Source organism: Nitratidesulfovibrio termitidis HI1 (assembly GCF_000504305.1).
Classification (GTDB): Bacteria; Desulfobacterota; Desulfovibrionia; order Desulfovibrionales; family Desulfovibrionaceae; genus Cupidesulfovibrio; species Cupidesulfovibrio termitidis.
The window spans coordinates 2,966,396-2,980,461 of record NZ_KI632512.1; the positions used below are offsets into that span (position 1 = coordinate 2,966,396).

A 14,066-nucleotide genomic window follows, 5' to 3' on the forward strand; every position below is an offset into this window, starting at 1 on the left:
TTCCTCCCTCCTTATCCTGGCGGGCACGGGCGCATTCCGGTGAATGATGCGGATCGTCGCCGGTAAATCGCACTGCCGGCTAAAGTATTGCCCGGCATTCTGCCGATAAGCACCCATGAAGAAAGGCTCTTGTCAGGAGCCCGCGGGAAATCCTGTTTCTGCTTGTTGGCAGCGATTCCTGATAGCGCTACGCCCGCGTTACGCGCGCCGTGAATCCCGGCGCGTATTGTTCGTCATCCCTGGGAGGGATCATGTTTCGCAATCTCAGCCTGAAGTGGAAAATCCTCATCGTGGCGCTTGCCGGGCCGGTCATCGTGGCCGCCATCATGGCCTGGCAGCGCGTGGACGACATCCGGACCGGGGCTGAAGAGGCGATACTCCAGAAAAGCCGGGCCGTGGTGCTGATGGCCGAGGCCACCCGCAACGAGATGGGCCGCAAGCTCGAAATCGGGCTGATGCGCCCGCTGGACGAGTTGCCCAAGGACAAGATCATGGACGCGGTGCCCGTGGTCACCGCCATGCGCATGGCCGCACAGAACGCCGCGCAGGCGGGCTACGAATTCCGCGTGCCCAAGGTGCAGCCGCGCAACCCCGCCAACACGCCCACCCCGCTGGAACTTTCGGCCATGCAGGAGATGGAGCGCGGCAACCTGACGGAAAAGGTCATTCGCACGCCGGACAAGATCTACTATTTCCGCCCCATCAAGCTGACCAAGGATTGCCTGTTCTGCCACGGCGACCCGGCCGGAACCCCCGACGTGGTGGGCGGCACCAAGGAAGGCTGGAGAGCGGGCGAGACCCACGGCGCCTTCGTGGTCATCAGTTCACTGGAAAAGGCGCACGAGCAGGTCATGCAGGCGCGCATGGCCGTGGCCGGGTGGACCGTGCTGGTGCTGGCGCTGCTGTTCGCGGTGATCTGGGTGATCCTGAACCGGGGCATCATCGGGCCGCTGCTGCGCATTCGTCAGTTTGCCGGGCAGGTGGCCGGGGGCGCCCTGGATGCCCGCGCCGAAGGCGACTACACCTCTGAACTGGGCGAAGTGAAGGGCGCCATAGAAACCATGGTGGGCAACCTGAAGCAGAAGATGCAGGAGGCCGACCAGCGCCGGACCGACGCCGACGCCCATGCCGCACGTGCCGAAACGGCCCTGGCCGAGGCGCGCGAGCAGGAAGCCCGGGTCAACGACCTGTTGCAGCGCATGACCACCGTGGCCGGTGAGGCCTCTACCATCGCCCAGCAGGTATCGCTGGCGGCAGAGGCGCTGTCCGCCCAGGTGGAGCAGGTTTCCGCCGGGGCCGAGCAGCAGTCCGCGCGCGCGGGCGAAACGGCCACGGCCATGGAGGAAATGAACGCCACCGTGCTTGAGGTGGCGCGCAGTTCCGGCAGTTCCGCCCAGAGCGCCGACGAGGCCAGATCCAAGGCCCAGGAGGGCGAGCGGGTGGTCAGCGGCGCGGTGGAGGCCATCAGCCAGGTGCACGAGCAGGCCCAGGCCCTGCAAGGCGAAATGACCACCCTCGGCAAGCAGGCCGAGGACATTGGCCGGATCATGGACGTGATTTCCGACATCGCCGACCAGACCAACCTGCTGGCGCTGAACGCCGCCATCGAGGCGGCGCGTGCCGGTGACGCCGGGCGCGGATTTGCCGTTGTTGCCGACGAGGTGCGCAAGCTGGCCGAAAAGACCATGAACGCCACCAAGGAAGTGGGCCAGGCCATCCAGTCCATTCAGGCCGGGGCACGCAACAACATCAAGGGCATGGAGACGGCGGCAGCCGCCGTGACCGAGGCCACGCGCATGGCCCGTGAATCCGGCCAGGCGTTGCAGAGCATCGTGTCCCTTTCCGAGGAAAACTCCGATCAGGTGCGCTCCATCGCCACCGCCGCAGAGCAGCAGTCCGCCACCAGCGAGGAGATCAACCGCGCTGTGGAGGACATCAGCCGCATTGCCTCGGAAACGGCGGAGGGCATGAACCAGGCCGCCGGGGCCGTGCTGAAGCTGGCCGGGCTGGCCAAGGCGTTGGAAAGGCAGATCGAGCAGCTGACCAACGGCTCGTCCAACTGACGTCGACGCCTGGCTACAGGTCCATGACATGATCACGGCCCGCGCCCTTTCGAGGGTGCGGGCCGTTTGCATGGGGCATGCGGGCGTGGTGCGTTGCAGGACGGATTTCCGTGGCGGCGGCGGGGGCGGGAAACGGCGGGAAACCACCGTCCGGAGCGCATAAACCCGTGGCGGGGCCAGGCGAAACCGTGTAGGGGAGGAGCCATGTCGCACGTGAAGACCATCCGCGCCATCCGCCGTTTCTGCCTGGACTGCCAGGGCGGTGTCGCGCGCGAGGTGCGGCTGTGCCCGGACACGGGTTGCGGCCTGTATGCGTGGCGGCTGGCGGGTATAGTGGCTGGCGGGTCCAATGGCGGCAAGCATGATCCGGCCGGGGACGGCGATGCCGATGCGCCCGATGCGGCGACCGTGCTGGATGTCTCCATGGTGGCCGGTGCGCCGCTCAAGTCCGCAGCCTCGGCGGGCAAGTCCGCCACGCACAAGCCAGCTTCGGACCCGCTGCCCGGCGCGCTGCCGCTCATCGCCCAGACCCTGCCCGACGAACGCCCGGTGCGGGCCATCCGCCGCTACTGCGTTGCCTGCTGCGGCGGCGAACGGGCAGAGGTGCGCACCTGCGACGCCCGCGACCGCTGCGCCCTGTGGTCCTACCGCTTCGGCGTGCTGCCGGAAACCTACCGCCGGGTCAAGGCGCGCCTGACCGGACCCCGCACGCTGGTGCTGCCGGGGCTGCCCACCGGTACGAACGGGTAATCCCCGCCCCCGCTCGTGCTCGCTTGCCGACGCCTTTCCGGATGCTTTCCGAAGGGTGTCGGTTTTTTCGTGTCTCCTCCACGCGCGCACGCAGGCCGGGCGGTACAGTCGCCCGCCGCCGCGCGCCCCGGCCGGTCAGGCCACGGGCACGCCCCGGCGCAGCCGGGCGCGGATGTCGGAAAGCTGGTCCTCCATGGCCGAAACGCGGGCCAGCAGGCGGGCTTCTTCCGTGGTGCGGCGCAGCACCGCGCGCACGGCCCCGTGCTCGAACACCAGACGCCGGTCGGCGGACAGGGCCAGCACCGGGTCGTGGGTGGCGATGACCACGATCTTGTCGCTGCGCAGCAACAGGTCCAGCGCGCGCCGCTTGTCCACCCCGGCGTTTTCGATCTCGTCGATGAGCAGCACCGGCGACCAGCTGAGCAGGGCCGCATCGGCAATCATCAGCGCGCGTGACTGCCCGCCCGAAAGCTGGGTGAGGTGCGCGTCATCCCCGAACGGCTCGCCCGCAAGGTCGTTGGCTGCCGCCAGCACCGCGCGGGCCGTGGCGTCCGGGTCGGGCACGGCGCGGCTTTCGGCGTGCATGCGGATGAACGGCAGCGCGCGCATGTCCAGCACGAAGTTCATGTTCTGGGTCAGTTGGGCCACCAGCCGCCCTTGCAGGGCAAAGCGGCGGTCGGCGTCGGGGATGGCGTCGTCCAGCAGGATGCGCCTGCCGGAGGGGGTGTCCGCGTCGGCCAGCGATTCGATGTCGTACAAGAAGCGGCTTTTGCCGGAGCCGGTGGGGCCGAGCAGTGCCGTGACCTCGCCGGGGCGGAAGGTGACGTCCGCGTGTTCGGCGTGGCCCGACTTGTCGTGCCCGGCCAGCACGGTGAGGGTGCGCAGCACGGGGGCGTCGTTGTCTGCCCCGGGCGCGGCGGCTGTCGGATCGGGGGTGTGGGTGGACATCATGCGCGCCCCCCGGTTTCGCACGGCTGGCTTGATTCGTTCTGCTCGTCAGGCGTGCGCGATGCATCCAGCCCGCCCGCCGCGTAGGCGGCCTCGCCTTCCGGGTCGCGCGCGGGCACGGCGGCGAATTCCGCCTTGCGCACGTTGCCCTTCTGGTAGCGGCTGCCGATGCGCGTCTCGCTCAGGCAGTACGAGCACACGGCGGCTGGCATGGCGAAGCGCAGCCGCATGTCCGTCACCGTGGCGATGTCCGGCGCGCGGGAGAGCACCGTGGCCAGTTCCTGGCAGCCCTGCCCGGTCAGCCCGTTGATGTGGCGGATCAGCGCACGGCCGTTCATCTGGCGGATGCGGTGGCGGTACACCTCGCGTTCCGCCTGCGAGACAAGGTCGCCCTTGGTCACCAGCACCAGGTCCGCCAGGCGCAGCATGGGGCCGATCTTTTCCGGCGCGTCGATGCCCATCAGGTTGTCCACCACGCACAGGGCCAGCGCCCCGCGCAGGTGGGGCGAGCAGCGGTTGCACAGCCCGGCGGTTTCGATGACGCAACACTCCGCCCCTGTTCCGGCGGCCCAGTCCCAGGCCTCTTCCAGATTGGTGGCAAAGAAGTGATCCGGGCACAGCCCGCCGGACAGCGCGGCCACGGCGGTGATGCCCGCCGTCGCGTAGGCGTCCGCATCGCGGGTTTGCAGGCAGTCGAACTTGATCACCGCCGTGCGCACCCCCTGCGCGGCCAGCAGTCCGCAGGCGCGGGAGAGCACCGATGTCTTGCCGCACGAGGGCGGCCCGGCCACGGTCACGAGGCGCATGCGGCGTCTCCCTTGCCTTGCGCCTCTCGCGCGTTGACGAGCAGGCGGAATTCGCCGTTCAGCCGGTCGCGCAGGGCGGTGATGTCCGTCCCGTTGATGTAGTCCCAGCCTATCCACTTGATGGCGGCCCCCTGCGGCAGGCTTTCGGGCAGCGGCCCGGTCAGCGGCAGGAACCAGCGGGCGCTTTCCAGCTGGCCGAACCCCGTGGCGAAAAAGTCGATCAGCCGGTCCAGCCGGGGGCGGGCCGTGCGCTTGGCCAGCATGTACAGGGGGCTGGCCGCCGCGCCGTCCTCCGGCCAGACGGTCAGCATGTGGTCCGGCTGGCGGGTGGTTTCCGCAAAGAAGTACGGCAGGATGTAGATGCCCCCGGCCTGCGGGGCGCCGCCGGACTTGGCCATGCGCGAGGAATGCATGAGCCCGCGCGTGTTGGCGGCAAACCGGGCAACACCCTGCATGCCGAAGTCCTTGTGGATGGACAGCAGCACCGCGTCGGCCATGTCGTCGCCGTCGCCGCACATGTTCACCTGCCCGGCGTAGCGCGGGTCCAGCAGGTCGGCCCAGCGGCGCGGTACGGGCAGGTCGCCTAGGCGCTTGCGGTCGATGAGGAAGATGTACGGGGTCAGCCCGTAGACCAGGTAGCGTCCGGCGGGGTCCACGATGCCCGCCGCGCGGTGCATGGGGGTGACGCCCTCCGGTTCCGGCGCGGTGAACACCCCCGTGTTGACGAAACGTTCCACGAAGCCGCGCCGGAAAAAGTCGCCGAAGCCGATGGAGGCGATGACCTGCGGCAGGTGGTCGGGGTCGGTTTCGCGGTACAGCGGGTCGTACGGGTCCACCGAGGTGCAGCCCATGGGGATGTGGATGGCCAGGGGATCGCCGTCACCAGCGCCCGTGGCCGCGTGCGTTGCGGCCAGCCCGTCAGCCAGTGCGTTGACGGCGTCCTTCACCGCCAGCTTCACCGGGCAGGGCGCGTAGAACAGCAGGTCCGCCGGGGGTGGGGGCGGCTGGCGGTCTTCCTCTCCCATGCGACTTACGGACTGGATGAGGTCGTCGAGGCTTTTCATGCGGCGGCTCCTGTGTCGGAAGCGACAAAAACGGCGCGTGCAACGCGGCGTGTGCGCCCATGCGACGAAAGTGTCGCGGCGCGGGGCAAGAATCCACGACAGCAAGGGGCATGCCGCAGGGCGGCGGCATGGCTCCCGCGCATCAGCGTTGTGCGGTCTCGCGGCGGCGCGCCAGCACTCCCACCAGCAGCGCCATCCCCAGCGCGGCCAGCCAGCCAAGGCGCAGGGCATGGAATTCCATGGTGCGTGGGGTGCGCGGGGTGGGCTGGGCGGGTTGCTCCTGTTGCCCGGATTGTCCCGGTTGTCCAGAGGGGGCGGGTGCTCCCACTGCTGCCGGAGCCCAGGCCCCCAGCCAGTAGTCGGTGCCGGGCACGGCCAGGGTGTAGGCCCGGCGCGCCTCGGTGCGTCCCTCGCCAAGGTCCGCCGTCCACTCGGTAAAGCCGCCCCCCGCGCGGGCCGTGTCCATCATGCGCTGTACAAAGCGCACCCCGTGCACATCGGTGGCGCCGCCAAAATCCACGCCGCCCGCATCGGGCAGGGTGGGGGTATGCACGTTCACCGTCCCGCGCGAAAGGAACACGTAATCCCAGTGGGCGGCACTGGTGCGCACCGGGTCCACCGCGCGCACCAGCAGTTCGCGCCGGGCGGTTTCGTCGGGCTGGGTGGCGGCCAGTTCGCCCAGCGCCTGGGCCAGCGCGGTCACCGTGGCGGCCAGGCGGCTGTCGCGTGCTTCCGCCAGCAAGGTCTGCTCGCGCGCGGCGGTGACGGCGGACAGCGGCGCCATGGTGCACTGGGCCAGGAACAGGCCCGCGGCGGCGGGCAGCAAGGCCCGGAAAAAGGCCTGGCCCGACACGTGGCGCGCCAGAAAGCGTCCCGCACGGCAGGCGGCTTGGCCTGCCTTGGCAGCCAGCCTGCGGGCAAGTTCCGGCAACTGTTCCGGAAAGGGCGGGGGAGACGACGGCGTCGGGGAAGGGGATGGTTGGGGCATGGGGGCCTCCTGTCGGCCCGCACTGTAGCCGGGATGGGCCGCAAGGTGAAGGCTTGGCGGGGGATAAGAGAAAAACTGTCGCAGGCGGTGGGCAGGGGCACGCAATCGCATCCCCCGCAGCCGGAAACGCAACCGCCCCGCACAGCCTGCCCCCTGTGGCAACAGGAGGCGGGCGGTACGGGGCGGAAGAAAACAGGGAGAGGGGGCGGTTTCGCCGTTCGGTCGGGGCACCCTTGCGGGATGCGGACCCGCCAGCGCGCTATTCGCCCTTCTTCTTGTGCGACGAGCGGAAGCGCACCCGCATGGGGGCGTGCTCTATGCGGAACAGCCGACGCAGGGACTTTTCCACGTAGCGGGCGTACGGCGTCTGGATGCGGTCGGCATCGTTGACGAAGAACACGAACGTGGGCGGGTTGGTCTCTGCCTGGGTCAGGTAGAAGAACTTGGGCCGCAGGCGGCGCACCACCGGGGGCTGATGGCGGGTGAGCACCTCGTCCATGGCCCGGTTGAGCTGGCCGGTGCCCACGCGCACGTGGCATTCGGCGCGGACGCGTTCGGCCATGGGCAGCACGGGGCCAAGCCCCTTGCCCGACCTGGCGGAAACGTACAGCAGCGGCACGTGGGGGCAGAATTCCAGCATGCCCTTGAACGAGGCTTCCAGGTCCGGCATCAGCTTGCGCGGCACCAGGTCGATCTTGTTCACCAGCACCATGAACGGCGTCTTGCGCTCGTCCAGCAGGTCCACCAGGCGCTTGTCCTGCTGGGTGACCCCCTGCAGCGCGTCGAGCACCAGCAGGGTGACGTGGGCCTTGGTGGTGCTTTTGAGCGAGGCGTTGACGCTGTAACGCTCCACCGAATCGGTGATGCGCGAACGGCGGCGCACTCCGGCGGTGTCCACGAAGGTGATGGTCTTGTCGCCCGACTCGAAGCTGACGTCCACGCTGTCGCGGGTGGTGCCCGCCATGTCGCTGACGATCATGCGCTGCTGGCCGGTAAGGGCGTTGACCAGCGACGACTTGCCCGCGTTGGGGCGGCCCAGCATGGCCAGGCGCAGGTGGGTGGGGTCGTACGGGGGGCCTTTGGGTTCGGCGGCGGGTTCGCCGTCTTCCGCTCCCTCGGTGCCCTCGGCGCTGTCCGCGTCGTCTTCTTCGGAAAGGCCGAAATCGTCCTCGTGATCCGACTCCACGCCCTCGCCGTCCTGCGCGCCTTCTTCCTCGGGCTCATCGGGCAGCATTTCGCGCATTTCGTCTTCCAGCACGCGCACGTTGTGCCCGTGCGCGGCGGAAACGGGCAACAGCGGCAGGCCCAGGGCGTGGAATTCGGCCAGCATTTCGTCTTCGCGCTCCGCGCCGTCCACCTTGTTCACCACCACCAGCACGGGCTTGCCCGCGCGGCGCAGGTACGCGGCGAGATGCTCGTCGAAGGGGGTCAGCCCGTCACGACCATCCACCACCAGGCAGATGCCCGCGGCTTCGGCCATGGCGGCCTCGGCCTGGCGCAGGATTTCCGCCTCGAAGCCCCGGATGCCTTCCGGCCCCTGGGCCACGGCGGCGTGGGCGTCCAGGGTGATGCCCCCGGTGTCCACGATGGCGAAGGTCTGCTTGCCGCGCGAACGCACCTGGCCTTCCATGCGGTCGCGGGTGACGCCGGGCCGGTCATGGGTGATGGCCCGATTGGCGCGGATGAGCCGGTTGAACAGGGTAGATTTGCCCACGTTGGGGCGGCCCACCAGCGCGATCTTGGGCAGATGCGTGGTGACGGGCGCGGACGGGGCGGGGGGCTGGGCTATGGGCATGGCGTTCTCTGACTGTGGGATGACATGGGATGACGGGAGGGCGGCGGGGCCGCCGCTGGGGCACAGCGTAGCCCGGCGGGGCGCGCCGCGCAATGCGGCACACGGGGCCGGACGGGTGCGTGCGGAAATTTTCGATGTGCCGGTGGTTGCAGCCGGGGCGCGGGCCTTGTGCGGCGCCTGCGCCGCTGCCTGGCGGGCGTGTCCGCAGCGCCAGGCGGGAGACCGGCGAGGTTTCGGCGAAGTCTCGGAATGCCGGGCGCGTAACGGGAGTGTGCCCATTACCCCAAGCCCGGCATGATGGCAAGGCCCGGATAAGGCCTGACGCGGCGTGTCGCGGCCTGATGCCAGTAGCGCGGTGCGGCGGGCAGCGGAGGGGCGGCATTTTCGCGCCATGCGTTGCACCGCTGGCCGAGTGCGGCTACATTGGCCGCCATGGTGGCGCGGCCTTGTCCGCCTGGCTCACCGTGCCGGATGCGACAGCCCGGCATGACATGCCGGGCCACGCGCCGCACTCCCTCCGCTCCCCGTTCGCAAGCCCGCAGGAGGCGCATCCGTGAAGCAGCTGCTTTCCACCCGCGAGGTGGCCAAGGTGCTCGGCGTCAATGAAAAGATGATCTACAGCCTGATCACCGAAAAGGGCCTTCCCGCCACCAAGGTGACCGGCAAGTGGCTGTTTCCCGCGCATCTGGTGGAACAGTGGCTGGAAAACAACACCGTGAACCACCCGGAACGTGCGGGCGGCACGGTGCAGCCGGGCGGCGGCGTGCTGGTGGTGGCGGGCAGCAACGACCTGCTGCTGGACAAGGCCCTGGGCCTGTTCGCGGACCTGAACCCCGGGCATATCGCGGCCTTTGCCAACCTGGGCAGCATGGGCGGCTTGCGGGCCATGCGCGAGGGCCTGTGCCACATGGCGGCCAGCCACCTGATGGAGGGCGGCCCCGGCCACGCGGCGGAGCCTGCCGCGACCACCGGGCCTGGCGCGGCCACATCGGACGTGGGGCAGGGCGGTGCAGGCGGAAACGGAGGCGCGGGCGGCAAGTCGGGCCGTGACTACAATTTCGGGCATGCCCGACAAGAGCTGGACGAGGCCCCGGCGGTTGTCAATTTCTGCATCCGCGAGCAGGGCTATCTGGTGGCCCCCGGCAACCCCAACGCCGTGCGCGACGCGGGCGACATAGTGCGCAAGGGGCTGCGGGTGGTCAACAGGCCGCTGGGCACGGGCACGCGGCTGCTGTTCGACACCGAGCTTTCCCGCGTGGGGGCGGACCCCCTGCGCATTCCCGGCTACGGCACCGAGGTGCGCCGCCACCTGGACGCGGGTATCGAGGTGCTGGCGGGCCGGGCCGACGCGGCCCCCGGCATCCGGGCCGTGGCCGGGCTGCTGGGCCTTGGCTTCGTGCCGGTGCAGCGCGAGCGGTTCGACCTGCTGGTGCCCCGCGCCCGGTACTTCGACCGGGGGGTGCAGCTGTTTCTGGGCATGCTGGTGGATGCGCGGTTCCGTGCCCTGGCCGACGGCTTCGCGGGGTACGACCTGTCGCGGGCCGGGCGGGTGGTATTTCCCGGCGACGCGCCATAGGCCGAAGAACCGGGGCGCGGGCATGTTCCGCAAAAATCGCCAAGGGGCACTCCGACCAATGTCGTGGTGCCCCTTTTCTTGTGGATGTGGGCGAGGGTGCGTTGCGGCTAGGCCTCGCGTTCCGCATCCGCCGCGAAGTTTTCCGCCGCGTCGGTGTCGCCGGCTGCGGCAGCGGACGCCTCGGGTCCCATGCCCTGACCGCCGCGCGGACCATGCGGGCCGAAACCGTCATGGTGACCCCGACCGCCCCGACCGGCCCGACCGCCCCGACCGGCCTGACCGCCCCGACCGGCCTGACCGGCGTGACCACCGCGACCGGCATGCCCGCCGCGCCCGTTACCACCGTGATCACCGTGTCCGGCCCGGCCATGGCCGCAGCATCCGCCACGTCCATCTTCCGCATCGGCGCGGGCTTCGGGGCCGTGGCCCGCGTGGCAGCAACCCTGCCCGTGCGGGCCGTGGCCGTGGTGAGCATGCCCGTGAGGGCCATGCCCATGGTGACCGCCGTGCCCGTCATGCGCGTGGGCGGCGGCGTCTTCGCCTCCGCAGCAGCCGTGGCGGCCCCGGCCATGTCCGTCATGCCCACCATGCCCGTGTCCGCCCATGCGGCGGCAGGCCCCGCCTGCTTCGTCCTTGGCCTCCAGTGAGGCGATCAGCTTGTCCAGCAGCGCGGAAAGGGCCTGCTGCTCCTCGTCCGACAACCCGGCCAGGGAAGCTTCCGCAGCGTCCTTGCGGGCCTGGCGCACCTCGTCCACCATGGCCCGGCCCTTTTCGGTCAGGAACACGGCGCTCATGCGCTGGTCTTCCTCGTGGCGGCGGCGTTCGATGCTGCCGTCGCGCGAAAGCTTGTCCAGCAGTTCGCTGAGGGATGGCGGCTGCACGCGCAGCAGCGCGGCCAGGTCGCGCGGGCTTTGCCCGTCCTGTTCGGCCAGCAGGGCGAGAACCCGCCCCTGCCCGCGATGCGCGCCGCCGCGCCCCCCATGAGGACCATGCGGGCCGTGCCCCCGGTGCAGCAGGTTCATGCAGTAGTGCAGTTGGTGAAACAGCTTTTCAGTGGTGGAAATATGCATGTGTGTCTCCTTGCATGTCTTTGATTAGGTGCCTAACGAGATGGATATGGGCATCCGGCAGGCGCGGTCAAGGAGAATTCGTTAGGTGCCGAAATATTTTCTTGTCGCAACTCCACACAAAGGAAGCCTCCGGCTGTTGCAACCGGAGGCTTCTTGCTGTCTTTCAGGCTGGTTGGATGTCGAAGGCTAATACCCCAACAGACTCTCCCGCCCAGCCACCGAAGGCCGCATGTCGCGCTTGCCGGGCTTGGCCCCACCCTCGAAGCGCACCAGGATCATGCCCGCGAACTTTTCGCCCCGGTACACTTCCACCCGGTAGATGTTGCCCGACTTGTCGATGGAAAAGCGGTTCTGGAAGTCCTTCTTGCGGATGGGCACGTCGCATTCGCTGTCGTCGCGCGCGTCGGGCCTGGCCACCTGCGCGCCGATGGCGTTGACGCGAAAGCCGTCCACGGGGTGCACGGTGAAGGTGTCGCGCACGCTGACCATCCTGCCGAAGGGCACCACCATCTTGCGGCCGTCCACGTCCAGCGAGAGCGAGCCGGGGCCGTCGGTGTATTCGCGCCATTCGGGGGTGATGCGCGTCAGCGCCCGGTTGCCGTAGAACACCCGGTACCCGTCGTTCTCGTCCACCACGGCCAGGATGGGCTTGGTGGCGGTGAACGATACCTTTTCGCCCTTCTTGAGCGGGATGTACCCCAGCGAGGCGCGCACGTCGTCCAGCGGCAGGTACAGCCGCTGGTCGAAGAAGGCCACGGCCACGTCGCTTTCCAGCGCGGCCAGCACGCCGCGCGGGGTCATGGCGAAGTCGCGCCTGAAGCCCACGCCCATCTGGCGCAGGAACGATTCCAGCACCCGCAGGTGGTAGTACGAACGCTGTTCGGTGGAGAAATCCTTGCTGGCCTCTATGCCGAAGGCAGGCTTGCCGTTGCGGATGGCGAAGAATGTCAGGGTCTTCTCCATCTCGTGGTCGCCTTCTGCCGTGCGGGTGTTCTTCAGGTGGTATTCGTGCGCGGGGCTCAGCAGCCCCCCGTTGGCCTCGCGCACGGCCTTCTGGGCCATGGCGGCAAGATCGCCGTGGCGTGCGCCGGGCAGGGCGGCCTGGTCGATGATCACGCTCTGTCCCCAGCGCATGGGGTTGCGCATGGGGCCTTCGTTCTTGGGCCGATAGAAACCGCTGCCGTCGTGCAGGTTCAGGATGATGTCCACCTGCTTGTCGAGGATGATGTCCTTGATGCGACAGACGGTGTCGTATTCCGGGTCGTCCGTGCGCAGGGCGGCGAACTTGCGGTTCATGTCGCCGTTGGGCCCGCGCGAGCGCTTGATCATGCTGGGAAAGTTGAGGTTGGGCACCACCCACACCGAGCCGTTGGTGATGGCATAGTGGGTGACCAGCAGCGATGCGGCGGAGAAGCCGCCCGGCTCGTCGCCCTGTATGCCGCCCACCACCAGTACGGTGGGGCCGTTGCCGGTGCCCAGCTTGTACAGGTTGAAGTCCAGTTCGGTGTGGCGGGGCGGCGCCTTGGCCAGATCGGCGGCGGTGACGACGGCGGGCGCGGGGCTGGCCGAAGCCACCACCTGCGTGGTGGCGGGCCGTTTGGCCTGGGCGGGCGATGCCGCCAGCGCGGGCGCGGCGTGCAGGCAGAGCAGCGCGGCAAGACAGTACGCCCCGGTGCGGAGGGTGCGGAGGGTACGGAGGATGCGGAAGGCGCGGCGGCGCGCGGGCGGGCGTTGTGCGGTGCGGTGCGTCATCATGCGGTGGCGACCTTGATGTGCCAGGGTTCGAAGCGGACCCCCAGCATGTTGTCCTGCGGGTAGCGCAGGGTGATGTAGCCCAGTTCCTCCAGCCGCCGGAACACCGGAGTGGTCGTGAAGGCAGAGGTGAAGTTGCGCGCGCCGTAGCCGCGCTGCCCCACGTCGAAGTCGCCTATGCCGTGGAACGAGTACCCCGGCGGGGCCAGCGAGCGCGAGGCCAGCGACAGGTTGCCGCCGTTGGTGGAGGCCTTGGTGAGGAACAGGTGGAACTGCTTCATGATGCCGCGCACGCCGGAGGTGAGCACCACGTCCTCGCCCAGCAGGCGGCGGATGGTTTCCCACGTGGCGCGCGGTTCGCCCTGATAGACGTAGTTGCCCATGCCCGGCACCTTGTACACTTCTCGTGAGGGGATGGTGGCGGTCAGCGAGTTCAGCGGCTTCATGCCCATGAACCCGTAAGCGGATGCGTCCGCATGGAACAGTTCGTCGATGAGGGCCAGTTCCTGCGGGCTGAAGGCGCCGACGGCCGGGTAACTCCGGGCCACCCGCACCGCCTCGTCGAAGCCGAGCAGGTAGAAGAAGCCGTGCCCCACGGTGCGTTCCAGGCGGCCCAGCCTGTCGGTGGCGGCGTGCAGCACGGGAATGCGCTGGGGCGGCAGGGTGATGTCGCTGGGGTGGGGGCTGTCGAACCGGCGCATCTTGAACAGGTAGTCGCGCACGGCGTCGTCGATGCCGGGGGGGGCGTCCAGGTCGTTGGGGTGGTCCGTCTGCTGGGCGACAAGGTCGTCGTCCTGCGGGGGGCGGGAACCTTTGGTGCCGGATGCGGGCTGGCCGGACGCCGGGGACGGGGAAGACCCGACGCCCGATGCGCCCGATGCGACTGGCGGGGACGAGGCAGCCCCCAGCGGCCCGCTGCCGCGCCGCAGGGCGGGGCGTGTTGCTGGTCCGGCAAGGGCGGTGCCCATGGCGGCCAGGTGCAGCGCGCACGCGCACGCGGCGATGAGAAACCGTCGTCTGTTCATGTGCCCGTTGCGTGCCCCCGAAAGTATGGTCCCGGATGCCGGATGCGCGCTGCGCTGTCCCGGTGGTGTCGCCGTAAGCGACTCCGGATGCAGACAGGACGCGGCACGGCTGCGACACGGGATGCGCTTGGCGTGCGGTCCGGTGCTGCCCGAACCTGCTCAGCCAGCCGGATCTGCCGCAGGATGTACCGGCAGTGTCCCGCGACGGTTGGATGAAGTCCGGACGGGC

Annotated in this window: 11 protein-coding genes; 3 read left to right on the forward strand and 8 right to left on the reverse strand. The window is 69.3% G+C overall.

Annotated features, from left to right (window positions below):
- Positions 1–251 precede the first annotated feature (251 nt).
- Positions 252–2,063, forward strand: a complete 1,812-nt coding sequence (locus tag DESTE_RS11965) for a methyl-accepting chemotaxis protein (protein WP_035067865.1) — start codon at positions 252–254, stop codon at positions 2,061–2,063.
- A 204-nt stretch (positions 2,064–2,267) separates the two neighbouring features.
- Positions 2,268–2,813, forward strand: coding sequence for a hypothetical protein (locus DESTE_RS11970; protein ID WP_035067867.1), 546 nt, complete (start codon positions 2,268–2,270; stop codon positions 2,811–2,813).
- A gap of 135 nt (positions 2,814–2,948) precedes the next feature.
- Here the strand turns inward: DESTE_RS11970 and DESTE_RS11975 are convergent, their stop codons facing one another.
- The 5 genes from DESTE_RS11975 to der form a co-directional block, all read right to left on the reverse strand.
- Positions 2,949–3,764: an ATP-binding cassette domain-containing protein gene (locus DESTE_RS11975; protein ID WP_035067868.1), complete on the reverse strand. Its 816-nt coding sequence runs from the start codon at positions 3,762–3,764 to the stop codon at positions 2,949–2,951.
- Positions 3,761–4,567 (reverse strand): GTP-binding protein, encoded by an 807-nt coding sequence (locus DESTE_RS11980; RefSeq protein WP_051384444.1) that lies wholly within the window; start codon positions 4,565–4,567, stop codon positions 3,761–3,763. Before DESTE_RS11980 ends, DESTE_RS11975 begins: the two co-directional genes overlap by 4 nt.
- A complete protein-coding gene (locus tag DESTE_RS11985; RefSeq protein WP_035067870.1) occupies positions 4,555–5,631 on the reverse strand; it encodes an ABC transporter substrate-binding protein in 1,077 nt (358 codons plus the stop codon). The genes DESTE_RS11980 and DESTE_RS11985 overlap by 13 nt, the downstream gene beginning before the upstream one ends.
- Before the next feature lie 142 nt (positions 5,632–5,773).
- Positions 5,774–6,619, reverse strand: a complete 846-nt coding sequence (locus tag DESTE_RS11990; RefSeq protein ID WP_035067871.1) for a cache domain-containing protein — start codon at positions 6,617–6,619, stop codon at positions 5,774–5,776.
- A 259-nt stretch (positions 6,620–6,878) separates the two neighbouring features.
- On the reverse strand, positions 6,879–8,807 hold the full coding sequence (gene der, locus DESTE_RS11995; RefSeq protein WP_425411693.1) for a ribosome biogenesis GTPase Der: 1,929 nt from the start codon (positions 8,805–8,807) through the stop codon (positions 6,879–6,881).
- Between the two features lie 160 nt (positions 8,808–8,967).
- On the opposite strand from der, the gene DESTE_RS12000 reads away from it, so the two are divergent.
- Positions 8,968–9,990 carry a helix-turn-helix transcriptional regulator gene (locus DESTE_RS12000; RefSeq protein WP_035067872.1) on the forward strand — a complete coding sequence of 341 codons (1,023 nt, stop codon included), beginning with the start codon at positions 8,968–8,970 and terminating at the stop codon, positions 9,988–9,990.
- Positions 9,991–10,097: 107 nt separating this feature from the next.
- Here DESTE_RS12000 and DESTE_RS17655 read toward each other — a convergent pair whose 3' ends face one another.
- The 3 genes from DESTE_RS17655 to DESTE_RS12020 form a co-directional block, all read right to left on the reverse strand.
- On the reverse strand, positions 10,098–11,060 hold the full coding sequence (locus DESTE_RS17655; protein WP_084559444.1) for a MarR family winged helix-turn-helix transcriptional regulator: 963 nt from the start codon (positions 11,058–11,060) through the stop codon (positions 10,098–10,100).
- 186 nt (positions 11,061–11,246) lie between these two features.
- The gene (locus tag DESTE_RS12015) at positions 11,247–12,815 is read right to left on the reverse strand and encodes a M14 family metallopeptidase (RefSeq protein WP_035067877.1); all 1,569 of its coding nucleotides are present in this window, start codon (positions 12,813–12,815) and stop codon (positions 11,247–11,249) included.
- Complete coding sequence (locus tag DESTE_RS12020) at positions 12,812–13,837, reverse strand: M15 family metallopeptidase (RefSeq protein WP_035067878.1); 1,026 nt, start codon at positions 13,835–13,837, stop codon at positions 12,812–12,814. Before DESTE_RS12020 ends, DESTE_RS12015 begins: the two co-directional genes overlap by 4 nt.
- Between the last annotated feature and the right edge of the window lie 229 nt (positions 13,838–14,066).

Excerpts from the sequence above, each read along its gene's own strand:
- DESTE_RS11970 (WP_035067867.1), top strand. The coding sequence starts at position 2,268 with ATGTCGCACGTGAAGACCATCCGCGCCATCCGCCGTTTCTGCCTGGAC.
- DESTE_RS11965 (WP_035067865.1), top strand. The coding sequence starts at position 252 with ATGTTTCGCAATCTCAGCCTGAAGTGGAAAATCCTCATCGTGGCGCTT.
- DESTE_RS11985 (WP_035067870.1), bottom strand. The coding sequence starts at position 5,631 with ATGAAAAGCCTCGACGACCTCATCCAGTCCGTAAGTCGCATGGGAGAG.
- DESTE_RS17655 (WP_084559444.1), bottom strand. The coding sequence starts at position 11,060 with ATGCATATTTCCACCACTGAAAAGCTGTTTCACCAACTGCACTACTGC.
- DESTE_RS11980 (WP_051384444.1), bottom strand. The coding sequence starts at position 4,567 with ATGCGCCTCGTGACCGTGGCCGGGCCGCCCTCGTGCGGCAAGACATCG.
- DESTE_RS11990 (WP_035067871.1), bottom strand. The coding sequence starts at position 6,619 with ATGCCCCAACCATCCCCTTCCCCGACGCCGTCGTCTCCCCCGCCCTTT.
- DESTE_RS12015 (WP_035067877.1), bottom strand. The coding sequence starts at position 12,815 with ATGATGACGCACCGCACCGCACAACGCCCGCCCGCGCGCCGCCGCGCC.
- DESTE_RS11975 (WP_035067868.1), bottom strand. The coding sequence starts at position 3,764 with ATGATGTCCACCCACACCCCCGATCCGACAGCCGCCGCGCCCGGGGCA.
- der (WP_425411693.1), bottom strand. The coding sequence starts at position 8,807 with ATGGCGCGAAAATGCCGCCCCTCCGCTGCCCGCCGCACCGCGCTACTG.
- DESTE_RS12020 (WP_035067878.1), bottom strand. The coding sequence starts at position 13,837 with ATGAACAGACGACGGTTTCTCATCGCCGCGTGCGCGTGCGCGCTGCAC.